A 17,146-nucleotide genomic window follows, 5' to 3' on the forward strand; every position below is an offset into this window, starting at 1 on the left:
TTTACTACTTCAAGTATGCACCGAAAAAGCCGTTCTAAACCGTTCGGAGTGCTATGCAATTATAGCAGAGTTTGGTCACTTCGGCTAACGTTATGTGTGAAATGAACAAAGAAGTCTCCCGAAGTTTGTTCAGGAGACTTCTTCTGAAAAGCATTTATCGTTTTCCTTTATCGTAAATCTCACCTAACGCTCTCGGAGCACGATTTGATTTAGAGAAAAAGATCAATAACAATAGCGTTACTACATACGGTAAAATCATGAATAAATCGGTGAAACTACTTGGTAATGCCATAGACTGGGCAATGAACATGCCCCCCGATTTTGCAAAACCGAATAACAGACAAGCTCCTAACGTAGGGAGAATCCTCCAGTTGCCGAAGATTAACGCAGCAATGGCTAAGAATCCGTATCCCATATAAATACCTGAAGAAAATTGAGCAGAAATGGAATAGGCAAAACATATACCTGCGAGACCTGATAGTAGTCCCGATATGAGAACCGCAGAAAACCGTATTTTCGATACATTTACGCCTGCTGTGTCAACGGAATGCGGATTTTCCCCACTCGCTCTCAGGCGCAATCCAAACTTTGTTTTATATAATACATACCAAGCAAAAATGGCAATGACAATGATGATTACTTGGAACGGGTACACATCCGTAAAGATTGCACCAATCACTGGTATATTGGCTAAACCGTCAATCGTAAACCGCTCCGATACACCTAATCGGAACTTGTCCGAAGCCGCTCCGAATACAAGCGCATTGATTTGTGTTGTTAAAAACGTCGTTAATGCTAACGCCAAAATATTAATGACAACACCGCTAATGACTTGATTTGCCTTAAATTTAATACTTAACAGAGCGTGGATGACGGAAAAACCCATCCCGCCAATCATTGCAAATAGCAACGCCACGTAGAACATATCCTCAATAGCTGCTCCAGAAGCATTTGCAATCAAAACAGCTGACAAGGCTCCGATGAATGCCCCGAACCCTTGAAAGCCTTCAAGTGCTAAATTGGTAATCCCACTTTTTTCACTATAGATACCGCCGATTGCCATGATAAAAAGAGGCAGAGCAAAGGATAATCCATCAATAAGTATTGTATCCATTTATGATTCACTGTCCTTTCGATCCACTTCTTTTTCCTTCAAGCGGCTGACTTTATGCTTCAAGTATGCACCACATGCACTAAACAAGAGGATTAACCCGATGATCACAGAAGCAATTTCTTGTCTGATTCCAGCCTGCGAACTCATATACGTGCTTCCCTGATCAATAATTGATATTAAGAAGGATGAAAAGATAATCCCAATTGGATGAGTATTTCCTAATAACGCTACCGCGATGGAGTCAAATCCAAGACTTGTTAATACCTTTGGTTGGATAGATGCAAAATCACCTAAATAATACGTTACACCCGCAAGACCAGCCAATCCGCCAGAAATGATCATGGCTAAGACTGTATTACTTCCGACCTTTATCCCTGTATACTTTGCCGCATTTCGGTTGGATCCTACTGCCTTAATTTCAAAACCAACAACTGTTTTGTCCAGAAGAAACTTGATGAAAATCGCAATGGCAATGGCCAAAATAAAGCCCAATGGGATATCCATTTTCAAGTTCGCGATCTCGACATTTACTAACGTCAATCGTGCCGCTTCCGTAATATATTTTGACTGTCTTGAAATCGGATCAATGTAATACATATGAATGAAAAAGCTTACTACATATTGGGCAATGTAATTGAACATAATCGTAGTTACGACTTCATGAATGTTGAATTTATATTTTAGCCATCCTACTAATCCACCCATTAAGCCCCCTGCAACCATTCCGATCAGCAATACAAGCGGCTTTGCAACGAAGGCATCCAACCCGCTGTAGCCGACGAGAACGGTCGCTAAAAAGCCGGAGAAGAGCATTTGTCCGGAAACCCCAATATTAAATAGGCCCGCTCTAAGAGCAACAGCCACTGCTAGGCTAGCGAATACAAGTGGCGTCATGGCGTCTAACAAACTTAAAAAATCAGTCAGCATGCTTTTATAGCCAGCGTACGTTGCCTTCGGGAAGGTTCCTGCCCCTTGGAACAAGTTGTAAAATGCTTGGATCGGATTTTTGCCGAGCAGCAGGATGACGATAGCCGCTGCAATGAAACTGATTAGTATCGAAGCTACCGGGATTGTGATCGGTTGCCATTTCTCATTTCGTATTGGCCAAAACAGACGATAACTTACGCTTGTTTTCTTTTTATCCTTACTCATGTTTTGCCCCCATCATATATTCGCCGACTTCATTCGTCGTTAATGATTCGCTGCTTGCAATCTTTTGAAGTTGGCCATTATAAATAACGCCGATCGTATCCGCTACATTCATAATTTCGTCTAACTCCAACGAAACGAGTAAGATCGCTTTTCCTTGATCGCGTTGTTCGATGATCATCTTATGAATATTTTCGATCGCACCGATATCTACTCCCCGTGTCGGTTGAACGAAAATCATGAGCGGAGATTGCAATTCGATCTCACGAGCAATAATGGCCTTTTGCTGGTTCCCGCCACTCATCGAACGAACTTGCGTGTTAATCCCTTGTCCACTTCGAATATCATATTTATCAATCAACTGACTGCCAAATTGATCGAATTCCTGCTTATTCAAGATTCCTTTATTCGAAAACGGCTCTTTGTAATACTGCTTTGAACCTAAATTCGTTGCTAGATCAAAATCCAAAAACAGTCCAAATCGTTGTCGATCTTCGGGTACATAAGAGATTCCAGATTCAGTTCTGTTTCGTATACTGTCTTTCGTAATGTCCTGTCCATTGAGGAATATCTTTCCGCCGCTCGCCTTTACTAAACCGGCAATGGCATCCGCTATTTCAACTTGACCATTATCAGCGACGCCCGCAATCGCAAATATTTCCCCACTGCGTATCGTAAAGGAAACGTCTTTGACTACTTCAAATCCGTCCTCATTTTTCACGGTTAAATTTTCTACTTTCAATACTTCCTCTTTAAATTGAGCAGGTGCTTTTTCAGATTCAAAACTTACTTCCCTACCGACCATTAATTGAGCCATAAAATTGGTCGTTGTTGTCTTCACATCCAACACATCAATCAATTTACCTTTGTTCAATACGGCACATCGATCGGCCACTTTCTTAATTTCCTCTAACTTATGTGTGATTAAGATAATTGTTTTTCCACTGTTTCGCAGACCTTCAATAATACCGAGTAAGAATTCAATTTCTTGTGGCGTTAAGACTGCCGTTGGTTCATCAAAAACGAGAATTTCAGCTTCACGATAAAGTACTTTTAAAATTTCCACACGTTGTTGCATGGATACCGTAAGATCGGCAATTTTTTTCGTAGGATCCACTTCCAAGCCAAAGTTCTTGGACAACTCTTCAATTTTACGATTGGCATTTCGAATACCTACGTATGGAAAGAGACCGGCAAATTTGTTGATGGGCTCAACCCCTAAAATGATATTCTCCGTAATCGTATAATCTTCCACTAACTTAAAATGCTGATGGACCATTCCGATGTTAAGATTTGCCGCGTGGTTCGGCGAACTGATTTGAACCTTCTCCCCCCGAATAAAGATCTCTCCTTCATCAGGTTCGTACATCCCGCTCAAAATACTCATCAATGTTGATTTTCCTGCACCATTTTCACCAAGCAAGGCGAAAATTTCACCTTTTTTAATGCCGATGGATACGTCGTCATTTGCTACGATTCCAGGGAAACGTTTCGTAATATGTTTCATTTCCACGATATATTCAGACATCGTTCATTCTCCTCCCTCAGAAATCGGAAAAATAATAGAAGTTCATCATTCCCTAAACATTTAGTAGGGAACTGATAAACTTCTATTGTCATTGTGTCTTTACTTACTTTTTAGTCCTGGAAACTTTTCTGGAGTATGTTCATTAAAGTTGGATGCAGGTACGATTGTGCCATCTTTCACTAGCTCGTACGCCTCATTCATTTTGTTTAATGTATCCTCAGATAATTGGTGACGTCCTTCTTCTTTAATAAAACCTGTTGAATCTGTATCAGCATGAAGAACTACATTTCCGCCTGTAAAGGATCCATCAGCAACAGAATTCAATGCCTTTTCAATGTTCATCGCCATGAATTTCACACCGGATGTTAACACGATATTTTTAGAACCGTTGGCACCGTCGTCATATTGGTCAACATCCACACCAACTACTTTCACGTCGCCCTTTGCTTCCTTAACTGCTGTGAATACACCATTACCCGTTCCGCCTGCAGCAACGAAGAGAATATCTGCACCTTGTTTGATCAATGCATTGCCGATTACTTTACCAGTTGCTTCATCTGCAAATGATCCTGCGTAGTTACCGCCAACATTAGCACCCGTTACATCCGTTCCTGCATAACCAGATAGTTCAACTAGTTCAACATTCTTCCCATAAACTTTATTGACATAGTTTACGCCTGATTCAAAACCGAATTGATAGTTTACGTTTGAAGGATAAGCGATTCCATTTACAACCGCTACTTTGTTTGTCTTCGTTTCAAGTGCTGCAGCCATTCCTGCAAAGAAACCACCTTCTTGCTCGGCGAAATTCATTGCATAAATATTGTCGAAATCAGTTTGGCCATCTACAGGAGCTGGCTCAGTGTCATTCATGATAAAGATCTTATCCGGATTTTCTACAGCGATGCTAGAAACCCCAGCAAATTGGAAACCAGGTGTAACAATTACATCATAATCTGCCACGATATCGGCAACAGCTTGTACTGCCGCAGCAGGATCACCTGTTGGCTCTTTAACAGACTTTACGGTTGCTGTTGGATTGTTTTTAATAAAGTTCAAAATGCCGTTATAGTTATCTTCATTGAAGCTGCCATCATCTACGCCAGATGGGCTTGTTACAATTGCAATTTTCAAGCCTTCTTCGTCAGCTCCAGCCTTATCTTCCTTTTTATTAGCTGAGCTATTTCCGCATGCGGCCATAACAACAGTCATTAAAGCAAGGACTAATACCATTGCTAATTTCTTTGTGTTTTTCGTCATCGAAATGATCCTCCCTGTTAATATGCTTGAATTGCGTTTGTGTAAAAATTAAAAAAGCACCGTGTAGATACCGGTGCTTGACTTCAGGAAGGTAGACGATAGAGATAAATAAGTTATTTATCTCTATCGTTATATATACTACCTCGTAGTCAAGCTATTTACGGCAGCTTGGTAGAAACTTTTGGGCCCTATCCCCAATATTATACGAGAATATTATTCAATTTTTACTACCCAATAATAACACCCGGAAATTGAGGTGTCAATAAAAATCCGAATGATTAATTTAAAAAACGTTATATCGTTCGCTAATTGTGCGAACGACTTGAATTATCAGCCAAAAGTATAGGTAACATTCGCCTTCTTAATGTTTTAAATGTTTGTAACTTGCCTACTTAATTTGTACAATTAGGGAATGCTTCAGATTAGAGGCAGCAATGAGTAATTAAATTGGTATTGTAATAAAAACAATTGGAGGTAGCTAAAAGTGAATAGCCATGATGCACAATTTTTCATATCCAACCTTGGATTAACTCCGCATCGAGAGGGTGGATATTATAAACAAGCATTCCATTCGACCGAAACGATTTCCGATCAAGAAGTAACCGTTAATTTTGATGGGGACCGTAAGCTATATACGAGTATTTACTTTCTATTAACTTCAAAAGATATTTCCCATTTTCATCGTTTGAAATCTGACGAGTTGTGGTATTATCACGCGGGAAGTCCTCTAACCATTCATGTCATTGAGGAAAATGGGGATTATAAAGAAATTAAATTAGGGTTGAATTTGGATAAAGGAGAAGTCCCCCAGGCGTTAGTTCCCAAAAACACGATTTTCGGATCATCCGTGATGGATCCGGATACATTCTCTTTAGTTGGGTGTATGGTTTCTCCTGGTTTTGAGTACAAGGACTTTGAGTTGTTTACACAGGAAGAGCTGTTACTGAAATATCCTCAACATAAAGACGTTATCTTGAAGATGGCTTATGAGAAAATTCCAGAGTGACGAATAGGATGAAAAAGAAGCTCCCCACAATTATGGGGAGCTTCTTCTTATTTGGTAAAGCGATGTCTAGCTCCAGCGGCTAGCCCCTCGAGGTGTCGGGGCTGAACAGCCGCTTACGCTTTTCTTATTACATCATGCCGCCCATTCCGCCCATGTCAGGCATGCCGCCTGCAGTTGGTGGTTCTGGGATATCTGCAACGACTGCTTCCGTAGATAGGAACATTGCCGCCACGGATGCCGCGTGTTGGAGTGCGGAACGAGTAACTTTTGTAGGGTCCACGATACCAGCTTGCATCATGTTCACCCACTCGCCGTTCGCTGCGTTGAAGCCGATTCCGACTTCTTCGCGTTTTAGGCGATCAACGACGATCGAGCCTTCAAGGCCAGCGTTTGTTGCGATTTGACGAACTGGCTCTTCAAGTGCGCGAAGGACGATTTTCACGCCCGTTGCGACGTCGCCTTCTGTTCCTTCAAGAAGCGTTTCAACTTTCGTATAGACGTTGATAAGCGCTGTACCACCGCCGGATACGATACCTTCTTCGACTGCCGCACGTGTTGAGTTCAATGCGTCTTCGATGCGAAGTTTACGCTCTTTCAATTCTGTTTCAGTTGCCGCTCCGACTTTGATGACCGCTACGCCGCCAGCAAGTTTTGCAAGGCGTTCTTGTAGCTTCTCTTTGTCGAACTCGGAAGTTGATTCTTCAAGTTGCGCACGGATTTGGCCGACACGTGATGCGATTGCATCTGTTTCTCCGTTTCCTTCGACGATTGTCGTGTGGTCTTTTGTAACAACGACTTTCGCAGCGCGTCCAAGCTGATTGATATCAGCAGATTTAAGATCAAGGCCAAGGTCTTCAGTGATGACTTCCCCGCCTGTAAGGATAGCGATATCTTCCAGCATCGCTTTACGACGGTCACCGAATCCAGGTGCTTTGACAGCTACCGCGTTGAATGTACCGCGAAGTTTATTCACAACTAGCGTTGCAAGCGCTTCGCCTTCAACGTCTTCCGCAATCATCAACAATGGCTTGCCTTGTTGAACGACTTGCTCAAGAACCGGTAGAATCTCTTGGATGCTTGAAATCTTTTTATCTGTAATCAAGATGTAAGGGTTCTCGAGAACCGCTTCCATTTTGTCCGTATCTGTCGCCATGTACGCAGACGCGTAGCCACGGTCGAATTGCATACCTTCTACGACGTCAAGCTCAGTCGTGAAGCCTTTTGACTCTTCAATCGTGATGACGCCATCGTTGCCGACGCGCTCCATCGCTTCAGCGATCAATTCGCCGACTTCTTCGTCGCCTGAAGAGATAGCAGCAACTTGTGCGATCTCCTGCTTGCTTTCGATTTCGTCGGAAATGCCTTTCAACTCTTCAACTGCTGTTGCAACCGCTTTTTCGATTCCTTTACGGATGCCGACAGGGTTTGCTCCAGCTGTTACGTTTTTCAATCCTTCACGGATCATTGCTTGTGCTAGGACAGTCGCAGTTGTCGTTCCGTCACCAGCGATTTCGTTTGTTTTGGAAGCTACTTCCGCCACAAGTTTAGCACCCATGTTTTCGAATGCATCTTCAAGCTCGATTTCCTTTGCAATTGTCACACCGTCATTCGTGATAAGCGGTGAACCGAATTTTCTTTCTAGAACGACGTTGCGTCCTTTTGGTCCAAGCGTCACTTTAACAGCGTCAGCAAGTGTATCTACACCGCGTAGCATTGCGCTGCGCGCGTCTTCGTTAAATTTAATTTCTTTAGCCATTTATGAATTCCTCCTGTTTTTTCGTGTACTTATTTATAAGGGGCGACTTAGCCGATGACAGCTAGAATGTCGCTTTCACGCAGGATCAAATATTCATTGCCTTCATATTTCACTTCAGTTCCAGCATACTTTGAGAAGATGATGCGGTCGCCTTCTTTCACTTCCAGGTCAACACGCTGGCCGTTTTCAAGAACTCGTCCAGTACCTGCCGCTACAACTTTACCTTCTTGCGGTTTTTCTTTCGCAGAATCCGGTAATACGATACCGCTAGACGTCTTTTCTTCTGCTTCGATCAGTTCGATTACGATACGGTCACCTAATGGTTTCAACAAGTGAAACAACCTCCTCGACAAATTATCTTCTTTTTAGCACTCAGCAATCAAGAGTGCTAATACAATTCTTATCATAATAAAGTTGCCCAATAATTGCAAGCAAAATACTTGTGTATTTATAGATAAGATAAAATGATGTTCCGCCTCCATAGAAGCATGCCGACAGTCAACAATGGCTGTATCCTTTTCTCTTTGCTTGTCTTCATAGAAAGGCTAAAATGGATAATAGAAGAAAGGAAGTTGGCAATGAAAAACTGGAAAATCTCTATTTCGATCGTTCTTTTATATATTGCAATGCAATTCGGAAGCATTCCTGTCTCCAAAGGACTCTTCACCTACTTTCAAGACACCGCCGGCATGGCTAAGGAAGACGCGGCTTATTACGGCTTCGCCTGGGCGCTGTTCATCACCAATCTGATCGCCGCCCCAATCATCCTATTCATGACAACGCGCAACAAACGTTTTTGGGATATCTTTAAAAAAGGGAAGAAAGCGACTCCTTGGATGACTATCCTATGGGGAGTGTTAGGTTTTTTCATGGCGATGGCAGGTCAAATGATTGCCGGAATCATTGAAATAGCGCTCGGCATCAAGCCCGGCTCCGAAAATACCGCCTTGCTGAGCGACATTGCCAAAGCGACACCGATCATTATCTTTTCCATCGTCATTTTCGCACCCCTTTTGGAGGAGATTGTTTTCAGAAGGGTTCTATTCGGAGGTATTTACACAAAGACGAACTTCTGGATTGCCGCAATCGTAAGTGGAATTGTTTTCGCAGCTGTACATGGGGAGCTCGAGCATCTGCTCATCTATACGGCGCCGGGAATGGTGTTCGCATTTATCTACCACCATACAAAGCGCATTTGGACGCCGATGATTGCACACTTCCTTATGAACGGCTTCGTCATGATTGTTCAACTGAACTACGAGAAATTGGAGCAATTGCAAAATATGAAGCAAGCAGTCATCTCTTTTCTTCAATAAAAAAACGACTTCCCATAACGGGAGGTCGTTTTTCATTCAACTTAATGACGCGATAATTGAAAAGATGATTGCCCCAAATACGAGCACAATGAGAAAGACAATGACGAAAAAGATGGCAATGATGATGGCGACAACACCGAGTCCGCGCCATGCCGAAAAACCATGCACAAGGCCGATCCCTTTACAGGCGATGACCGTTCCAAATATGCCGACGCCAATTGTAATGAGATTTTGCAAGAAGTAAATGCCTAGCGGCAAATTTGTAATCCCTAAATTCCCTGTCGGCATTTCAAATAGCCGGGATCCGTACACGGCGATTAGCAGGAAGTTCATCGGCGCGAGCCAGATTGCAACAAGCGCAGGCGCAGGAGTGATGTGGATCATGTCGGAGAATTTCCCTGTCCCGCCAAGCCATTTACCGACCCACGTATACATCGCCGTATTGATCACCCAGCCGATGAGGCTCCCGCCGTATGTCATGATTATGGATAAAATGATGATGAATGCTATCGGCAGGCCGCCAAAAATTCCCGCCGTCGCCATGGCGATTGAACCGGTGCTGATCGAGCTCAGCAGGAAAATGAGAAAACCGTATCCGACCGACTTTTTCTCGAGCAAATATTGCAGTGTCTTCGTCGGTTGGCTCCAAATCGATATAAGTGGCTTCATGTTTGTTCCCCCTTTTACTTCTTATGTATATGTAAGAGGACTTGCTATTGAGTCCCCTACTTCCCATCATACTGGAATCTTTTTGGAATTTCATCACAAAAAAATCCCGCCCCCATAACCCGGGAAGCGGGACATCATTTTATTTCTCCAAGTTCCCCATTACTTCGTCAATTTGGCGCTGCTGTTCAGCCTTTATTTCTTCAATCTTCCGTTTCTCCTCGGCCTTCAGGAATTTCCGATAGCCGACGCGGCAGATGACAATACTTATTTCATAAAGCGCGAATAACGGAACAGTCACTAATAAATGTGACATGAGATCCGGTGGCGTGATGAACGCAGCAATGACGAACAGCACGAAATACGCTACCTTACGGATTTTCACGAGCTTCGCAGGATCCAATATACCGAGCCTCGACAAGAATAAAAGGACAATCGGCAGCTGGAAGATCACGCCGAACGGAATGAGTATTTGGAACAGGAATGTGAAGTATTCATTAATACCGACCGTCTGTGTGATGCCTAATTCCGCCGAGAGCTCCTTCATGAAGTTCATGACGAACGGCACGAGGACAAAATACGAAAACATGATTCCCACAAGAAGAAGTAGAAACGCGAACGGGATATAGCTCAACGTCACTTTCCGCTCCGTCTCATGAAGCCCGGGCGATATGAACGACCAGAACTGGTACATGATGACCGGTGAAATGATCACAACCGCCAAAAAGATGATGACCTTCAAGTACAGGGCAATCGGATCGACGACATTGAATGCGTGAAATTCCTCATATCCTGCCTTTAATTGTAAAAACTTGATGATTGGCTTGGCGATGAAAAAGCTGCCGATCACCGCAATAACAAAGAAAACGACGATTACCATCAGTCGTTTTCTAATTTCATCTATATGTTCAATGACTGTTAAATTTTTTTCTTTCATCGGACAGACATCCTTACTTATTGCACATCATTTTTCTTGTCTTCAACTTTTTTGGTCGGTTCTTCATCATCGGTTGCAAGACCTTTTGTTGCATTTTTAAATTCACGCAATGAAGATCCAAATGCCTTTCCAATTTCAGGCAACTTCTTCGGTCCAAAAATGAGCAATGCAATGACAGCGATTATAAGTAGACTTCCTATACCTGGAGCCATTTCGGACACCTCCTTCGTATGGTACCTATTTTACATGAAAACAGCTTGTATTACTATTGAACAGTTCATTCTATTTGTGAATCTTTTTCGTCATTTTTAATGAAATAGATTAACGTCTGCAATTCCACCGACAAATCGATCGTATGGATACGCATCCAGTCAGGCGCCGTTAGCCGGACGGGTGTGAAATTAAGGATGCCTTTCACGCCGATATTGACGAGCCGATCCGCAACTTCCTGCGCCGCCTTCGTCGGAACAGTCAAGATGACGAGATTAATGCCGAGCTCCTTGATCTTTTCTTCCATCATGTCAGGATGGAACACCGGGATGTTGCTGATCGTCTTCCCTTCCCTTGGCGCCTTCGGATCGAACGCGACGACAATCCGCGTATTATGGTTCTTCTGGAAATTGTATTTCAAAAATGCGTTCCCTAAGCTCCCAACACCAATCAACGCGACATGCGTCCCTTCATCCTGATCCAACGCCTGGCGGAAGAATAAAAGGAGGTCGTTTACGTCATAGCCGTAGCCTTTTCGCCCGAGTGCCCCGAAATGGGAGAAATCACGGCGGATCGTAGCGGCATCGATTTTCATCGCCTCGCTCAGTTCACTCGAAGAGACGCGCTTCTTGCCGGCGTTCGCAAAGTTTTGTAGAAATCTATAATATAATGGAAGGCGTTTTGACGTCGCCTGTGGAACTCTCGGAGTTGATTCAGCCATTTCTTACCTCCTGTACGTGCATTTAGCTCATTTTATCGTACTCTAGATGTGTGCTGATGTAAAGCCGACGATTGCACCGACCCGCCCATTCGATTACACTAAAAGTGGAATAGAGGTGTGCTGAATGATCGTATTACAAGTGAATGGAATAACGAAATCCTTTTCAGGAACTGATATATTGAATAACGTCCGCCTCGAAGTGCAGCACCGTGATAGAGTTGCGCTCGTAGGACGGAATGGCGCCGGCAAGTCGACATTGCTCAAAATTATTGCGGGAGAGCTGTCCGCAGATTCCGGCGATCTTATTATGCCGAAAGATGTACAAGTCGGCTATCTCGAACAGCATGCGGGCATTGATTCCCCCCTCACGATCTGGGAGGAGATGCTGACCGTTTTCGAACCGCTTCTTGCAATGGAAAAGAGGCTCCGCAAGCTGGAAGCGCAGATGGCCGATCCTTCCGTGTACGAGAAGCCGGAAGAATACGAACGAGTCATGAAAGATTATGACGCGTTGCAAGTTGAGTTCAACGATTCGGGCGGATATCAATATGAATCCGATATGCGTTCCGTCCTGCACGGCATGCGCTTTTATCCTGAAGACTACGGGAAGAACGTCAATCTCTTATCAGGCGGACAGAAAACGCGGCTAGCGCTAGCGAAAATGCTGCTCAGCAAACCGGATCTCCTCATATTGGACGAGCCTACGAACCATTTGGATATCGAGACGCTAGGCTGGCTCGAAAAATACCTCGTCTCCTATGAAGGTGCGATCCTCATCGTTTCCCATGACCGCTACTTCCTCGATCAGATCGTGACGATCACGTACGAAGTGTCGAGGAGAAAGGTGACGAAGTATGTCGGCAACTATAGCGCCTATTTAGTTGAAAAGGCGAAGAACTATGAGCGGGATAAGAAGCTGTACGAGCGGGAGACGAGCGAAAGGGCGAAGCTTGAGGATTTCATCCAACGGAACATTGCCCGTGCCTCGACTTCCAAAATGGCGAAAAGCCGACGGAAGCTTCTCGAGCGGACCGATTGGATGGACGCTCCCGAGGGAGACGAAAAGTCCGCAAGCTTTTCCTTCTCCATCGACCGGCCGAGCGGCAATGATGTACTCACATTGGATGACATCGCTGTCGGCTATAACGGCAAACCTGTCTCTCAGCATATCAATATGCATGCGTACAAAGGCGATCGGATTGCCATCATAGGACCGAACGGGATCGGAAAATCGACATTGCTGAAGACGATCGTGAAAAGACAGGAGCCGATTGAAGGGACGATCCGCTACGGGACGAATGTCCAATTCGGGTACTACGACCAGAACCAGGCGACGATCCTCGGTACTGGGACAGTCCTCCATGAACTATGGGATGGGTGGCCGATGATGAATGAAAAGGACGTCCGCTCAGTACTCGGACGCTTCCTGTTCACGGGCGAAGACGTCGAGAAGCCGGTCGTATCCCTTTCCGGCGGCGAGAAAGCCCGTCTTTCATTGGCGAAGCTCATGCTTCAAAAGTCGAACACACTCGTGCTGGACGAACCGACGAACCATCTCGACCTCGACAGCAAGGAAGTGTTGGAAAATGCATTGGACGACTTTCCTGGCACGATCCTCTTCGTCTCCCATGACCGTTACTTCATCAACCGGATCGCTACGAAAGTGATTGACGTCGGTCCTATCGGCGTCACGGAGTATCTCGGCGATTATGATTATTACATCGAGAAGAAAAACGAGCTGGAAGAGCTTAAGGCGGAACAGAGTGCTTCGGAACAGCCAAAACAGCCGAAGAACGGACGGAATGAAGAAGACAAGGAACAGAAGCGACAGGAGCGCCGTTTGACAAGAGCCATCGCCGAAATCGAAGAGTCGCTCGGAAAAATGGATACCGAAATCTCCGTTCTGCAGGAAGAATTGTTGAACCCCGATTTTGCCGACGACCATGTAAAACTGATGGAGCTCCAGGAACAGATCGACGAACTGCAAATGCAACACGACAACAAGTCAGAGGAATGGCTCAATTTGCAGGAAGAACTCGAGAATTTGAATGTGTAAGCATGTTCAAAGCTGTCGATGGGAATGAACCCCCATTCGACAGCTTTCTTTCGTTTTCGACATGCCTACCATTTGATTTCCACAATCTTATCAACATCATCCACGTTGATATAATGGGATATGAACATAGTTATCCACGTTATCCACATTTTCATCTACAATTACCCACACAGTTATCCAAAAGATGAATTGGTCATTCACACGAATCTTTTAATTATCCACAACTTATTAACAATTGTGCATAAGTACGAATGTTCCCTCTTGACAAGTCGGATTCATATCAGGACAAATAAAAACGGAAATCGTCAGAAACCGACGATTTCCATCATTCAATCATTCCAAGATGCAAGCTCCATGCCCGGCCTGCCGTTCATTTCCATCGTACCTCGTTTCCCGCTTACGAACATCGCAGAACCTGCCGCAGCAATCATTGCCGCATTGTCCGTGCATAGAGAAATTGGCGGGACATAAAAAGGGATCCCCTCTTTTTCAAAAGCCGCATCCAATGAAGCCCGCAGCCCTTTATTGGCAGCAACTCCGCCCGCTGCGATCACTTGCTTCACGCCGTATTCCTTCGCAGCCTTCAATGTCTTCTCCGTCAACACTTCGACGACGCTTTGCTGGAAGCCTGCCGCGACATGTGCGGGAACGACTTCCCCGCCTTTTTGCTCCAAGTTATGCTTGTAATTGATGACGGCGGATTTCAGTCCGCTGAAGCTGAAGTCATATGAATCCGGCTCGAGCCATGCCCTCGGGAATTCGACCGCTTCATCGCTCTCAAGTGCAAGCTGATCGATATGCGGACCTCCCGGGTATGGCAAACCGAGGACGCGTGCCACTTTGTCGTACGCTTCCCCTGCAGCATCATCCCGCGTCTCCCCGATCAACTTGAATGACCCATGCTTCTCCATAAGGACCAATTCCGTATGTCCTCCGGAGACAATGAGCGCAAGCAAAGGGAACTCCATCGGCTGCATCAATTGATTCGCGTAAATATGCCCTGCAATATGGTGAACGCCAATAATCGGCAGCCCATTGGCAAACGCGAACGCCTTCGCCGCATTGATGCCGATCAATAACGCTCCGACGAGACCCGGCCCTTCCGTCACAGCGACCGCATCCAAGTCCGCTGGAGCAAGATTAGCCTTCGCCAACGCTTCCTCTATGACGGGCGTAATCTGTTCGACATGATGCCGCGACGCGATTTCAGGCACGACGCCGCCGAACCGTTGCTGACTTTGGATTTGCGACGCAACGACGTTCGAGACGATTTCATGCCCGTTCTTCACGACCGATGCCGCAGTCTCATCACAGCTCGTTTCAATACCTAATATATAAATGTCTTTGTCCATTAAAATTCCACCCACATGACGAGCGCATCTTCATGGTCGTCCGTATAATAGTTTTTCCGTATGCCGCCATCTTGGAAACCGAGTTTGCGATACAGATTCTGCGCCGTATGATTACTCACACGCACTTCGAGCGTCATCAGCCTTACATCATTCGTCTTACATAGCTCTATCGCCTTCCGCATAAGCGCCTCGCCGATTCCATGGCCTCTCATATGCTTCCTCACTGCCACATTCGTAATATGGGACTCATCGAGCACGACCCACATCCCGCAATGCCCGATCACCTCGTCGTCTGCCACCGCGACGATATAATGGGCGTAATCATTGCCGGTCATCTCATGTTCGAAGACCTCCTGCGTCCATGGCGTCGCAAACGACTCTTGCTCGATTTCAACGACTGCAGGGATATCTTCCTTTGTCATCTTTCTATATTCAATCGTTTTATTCACTGCCCTTTTCCTTCCGTTGCTGCATCAGCCAGTTCGCCTCCGCCTCAGCGATACGGCGGTATTCCGGCGTAAATGCATGTATATTCTCTTCTTGTCCGCTCTGCTCCGCGATGAAGATCAACGAAGTCGCCCTTGGAAGCTGCAAAGGGAACGGAGCAATGACAGCATTCTCCTTCAACCTTTCCACAATAAGCTCTTCATGCATCGCAACATCCTTGCCGACAAAAAGAACCGGACGCTCCTTGCTTGCTAAAACATCCAGCAGATTTTCAATCGCAAAATGCCCGTCCTCCGCGATGGCGGTTAAACCGCCATCCACGAATTCATATACCCCTGCGTACACATTATTTCTTCTCGCGTCCACAATCGGGCAAATCAACCCGTCAAAATACGGAGCATTCGCAGCAAGCACCTTCAAACTCGAAACGCCAAACAGTGGCTTTTTCAACGTCCAAGCCAATGTCTTCGCAATCGTCACGCCGATGCGGACACCCGTGTAAGAGCCCGGTCCTTCCGATACCGCAATTGCATCGATATCTTTAGGCTGTAGCTTCACTGTCGCAAACAATTCCTCGATCACCGGCATCGCACGCAACGAATGATTGACCGCCATCGACGAATTCACTTCAGCCAATACCGCCCCATCTTTCACAATTGCAACGGACAAAGGCGTGTTCGCCGTATCTATCCCTAACCATATCATAACGTCATCGCCTCACAAATCTTTTCAAAACGTTCCCCTTTTGGAATGAACACAATCTTTCTCGACGTTTCCCCGGTATGCTGGATCCGGATCTCCAATCGCTCCGAAGGCAGATCATCCTCAATCAGATGCGCCCATTCAACGACGGAAACCGCATCACCATAGAACAGCTCGTCCCAACCAAGATCCTCATCACTGTCTGCCAATCGATAGACATCCAGATGATTGAATGGGACTCTGCCTTCGTATTGCTTCAAAATTGTAAACGTCGGGCTATTCACCGTCCGCGTAATGCCGAGGCTGCGTGCAAGCGCTTTTGTGAAGGTCGTCTTCCCGGCACCAAGATCGCCTTCCAACGTCACGACATCCGGAGGGGAAAGCAAGCCTGCCAATGTATGTGCAATCTGTTCAGTTTCCGCTAAGGAATGAACATTGAATTGTATAGTCATCATATTTTCCTTTCATCTCCACTTTGCTTTAGTGTACCGAAAAAACAGCAATTCCGAAAGCCTTGAGGTTTGGTGGAGGTATGTAATTGATTAAATGGTTGTTATAAGCGGGACGGATAAGCTGACCGTCCAATGACTGTAGGTGTGCGTCCAATAAGTGTCGAGCTGCGTCCAATACTAACCGTTTCGCGACCAATACTAGCCGTCCTGCGTCCAAAGCGAGCCGACCCGCGCCCAATGCAAACGAACATATCCTACTGCTAATTAAACAACAAAAAACCGATTCTGGAATAAATCCATAATCGGCTGGCAAGTTAAATTAAAATGGCGGTCCCGACCGGGATCGAACCGGCGATCTCCTGCGTGACAGGCAGGCATGTTAACCGCTACACCACGGGACCGTATGTATACCTTTCGATAGAATGCAAGGTTCTTTAACTGCAAATTCACTATACTTGATCAATTCTAACCTAT

17 protein-coding genes, 1 tRNA gene and 1 riboswitch are annotated in these 17,146 nt (G+C 45.3%); of the genes, 3 read left to right on the forward strand and 15 right to left on the reverse strand.

The features are described from left to right. Positions 1 to 154 precede the first annotated feature (154 nt). The 4 genes from NIT04_RS15845 to NIT04_RS15860 form a co-directional block, all read right to left on the reverse strand. On the reverse strand, positions 155 to 1,114 hold the full coding sequence (locus NIT04_RS15845) for an ABC transporter permease (protein WP_252504501.1): 960 nt from the start codon (positions 1,112 to 1,114) through the stop codon (positions 155 to 157). Beyond that, positions 1,115 to 2,266 carry an ABC transporter permease gene (locus NIT04_RS15850; protein ID WP_252504502.1) on the reverse strand — a complete coding sequence of 384 codons (1,152 nt, stop codon included), beginning with the start codon at positions 2,264 to 2,266 and terminating at the stop codon, positions 1,115 to 1,117. It lies immediately after the preceding gene. Beyond that, a complete protein-coding gene (locus NIT04_RS15855; RefSeq protein ID WP_252504503.1) occupies positions 2,259 to 3,791 on the reverse strand; it encodes an ABC transporter ATP-binding protein in 1,533 nt (510 codons plus the stop codon). Before NIT04_RS15855 ends, NIT04_RS15850 begins: the two co-directional genes overlap by 8 nt. 99 nt (positions 3,792 to 3,890) lie before the next feature. Continuing rightward, positions 3,891 to 5,051: a BMP family protein gene (locus NIT04_RS15860; protein ID WP_252504504.1), complete on the reverse strand. Its 1,161-nt coding sequence runs from the start codon at positions 5,049 to 5,051 to the stop codon at positions 3,891 to 3,893. A 126-nt stretch (positions 5,052 to 5,177) separates the two neighbouring features. Further along, positions 5,178 to 5,279, reverse strand: a riboswitch (purine riboswitch). A 256-nt stretch (positions 5,280 to 5,535) separates the two neighbouring features. Here NIT04_RS15860 and NIT04_RS15865 point away from each other — a divergent pair. After that, positions 5,536 to 6,057 (forward strand): cupin domain-containing protein, encoded by a 522-nt coding sequence (locus tag NIT04_RS15865; RefSeq protein WP_252504505.1) that lies wholly within the window; start codon positions 5,536 to 5,538, stop codon positions 6,055 to 6,057. Between the two features lie 127 nt (positions 6,058 to 6,184). Here NIT04_RS15865 and groL read toward each other — a convergent pair whose 3' ends face one another. Both groL and groES read right to left on the reverse strand, forming a co-directional pair. Further along, positions 6,185 to 7,813: a chaperonin GroEL gene (gene groL, locus NIT04_RS15870; RefSeq protein ID WP_252504506.1), complete on the reverse strand. Its 1,629-nt coding sequence runs from the start codon at positions 7,811 to 7,813 to the stop codon at positions 6,185 to 6,187. A 47-nt stretch (positions 7,814 to 7,860) separates the two neighbouring features. Next, entirely contained in the window at positions 7,861 to 8,145 is a 285-nt protein-coding gene (gene groES, locus NIT04_RS15875) for a co-chaperone GroES (RefSeq protein WP_060205190.1), read from the reverse strand. Positions 8,146 to 8,391: 246 nt separating this feature from the next. Here groES and NIT04_RS15880 point away from each other — a divergent pair, with 246 nt between their 5' ends. Next, positions 8,392 to 9,129: a CPBP family intramembrane glutamic endopeptidase gene (locus tag NIT04_RS15880; protein ID WP_252504507.1), complete on the forward strand. Its 738-nt coding sequence runs from the start codon at positions 8,392 to 8,394 to the stop codon at positions 9,127 to 9,129. A gap of 36 nt (positions 9,130 to 9,165) precedes the next feature. On the opposite strand, the gene NIT04_RS15885 is transcribed toward NIT04_RS15880, so the two are convergent. The 4 genes from NIT04_RS15885 to NIT04_RS15900 form a co-directional block, all read right to left on the reverse strand. Beyond that, positions 9,166 to 9,798 carry a YIP1 family protein gene (locus NIT04_RS15885; RefSeq protein ID WP_252504508.1) on the reverse strand — a complete coding sequence of 211 codons (633 nt, stop codon included), beginning with the start codon at positions 9,796 to 9,798 and terminating at the stop codon, positions 9,166 to 9,168. Between the two features lie 139 nt (positions 9,799 to 9,937). Continuing rightward, the gene (gene tatC / locus NIT04_RS15890) at positions 9,938 to 10,732 is read right to left on the reverse strand and encodes a twin-arginine translocase subunit TatC (RefSeq protein ID WP_252504509.1); all 795 of its coding nucleotides are present in this window, start codon (positions 10,730 to 10,732) and stop codon (positions 9,938 to 9,940) included. Between the two features lie 17 nt (positions 10,733 to 10,749). Then, the gene (locus NIT04_RS15895; protein ID WP_252504510.1) at positions 10,750 to 10,944 is read right to left on the reverse strand and encodes a twin-arginine translocase TatA/TatE family subunit; all 195 of its coding nucleotides are present in this window, start codon (positions 10,942 to 10,944) and stop codon (positions 10,750 to 10,752) included. Between the two features lie 65 nt (positions 10,945 to 11,009). Then, positions 11,010 to 11,663, reverse strand: a complete 654-nt coding sequence (locus NIT04_RS15900; protein ID WP_252504511.1) for a redox-sensing transcriptional repressor Rex — start codon at positions 11,661 to 11,663, stop codon at positions 11,010 to 11,012. Between the two features lie 124 nt (positions 11,664 to 11,787). Here NIT04_RS15900 and NIT04_RS15905 point away from each other — a divergent pair, with 124 nt between their 5' ends. Continuing rightward, entirely contained in the window at positions 11,788 to 13,719 is a 1,932-nt protein-coding gene (locus NIT04_RS15905) for an ABC-F family ATP-binding cassette domain-containing protein (RefSeq protein WP_252504512.1), read from the forward strand. A gap of 329 nt (positions 13,720 to 14,048) precedes the next feature. Here NIT04_RS15905 and tsaD read toward each other — a convergent pair whose 3' ends face one another. From tsaD to NIT04_RS15930, 5 genes are all read right to left on the reverse strand, one after another. Next, on the reverse strand, positions 14,049 to 15,071 hold the full coding sequence (gene tsaD / locus NIT04_RS15910) for a tRNA (adenosine(37)-N6)-threonylcarbamoyltransferase complex transferase subunit TsaD (protein ID WP_252504513.1): 1,023 nt from the start codon (positions 15,069 to 15,071) through the stop codon (positions 14,049 to 14,051). After that, complete coding sequence (gene rimI / locus NIT04_RS15915) at positions 15,071 to 15,520, reverse strand: ribosomal protein S18-alanine N-acetyltransferase (protein ID WP_252504514.1); 450 nt, start codon at positions 15,518 to 15,520, stop codon at positions 15,071 to 15,073. The genes tsaD and rimI overlap by 1 nt, the downstream gene beginning before the upstream one ends. Then, positions 15,513 to 16,223, reverse strand: coding sequence for a tRNA (adenosine(37)-N6)-threonylcarbamoyltransferase complex dimerization subunit type 1 TsaB (gene tsaB / locus NIT04_RS15920; RefSeq protein WP_252504515.1), 711 nt, complete (start codon positions 16,221 to 16,223; stop codon positions 15,513 to 15,515). Before tsaB ends, rimI begins: the two co-directional genes overlap by 8 nt. Next, entirely contained in the window at positions 16,220 to 16,672 is a 453-nt protein-coding gene (tsaE, locus tag NIT04_RS15925) for a tRNA (adenosine(37)-N6)-threonylcarbamoyltransferase complex ATPase subunit type 1 TsaE (RefSeq protein ID WP_252505130.1), read from the reverse strand. The genes tsaB and tsaE overlap by 4 nt, the downstream gene beginning before the upstream one ends. A 325-nt stretch (positions 16,673 to 16,997) precedes the next feature. Then, a tRNA-Asp gene (locus tag NIT04_RS15930) sits at positions 16,998 to 17,073 on the reverse strand. Between the last annotated feature and the right edge of the window lie 73 nt (positions 17,074 to 17,146).

This window comes from Sporosarcina sp. Marseille-Q4943, from assembly GCF_943736995.1.
Taxonomy (GTDB): domain Bacteria; phylum Bacillota; class Bacilli; order Bacillales_A; family Planococcaceae; genus Sporosarcina.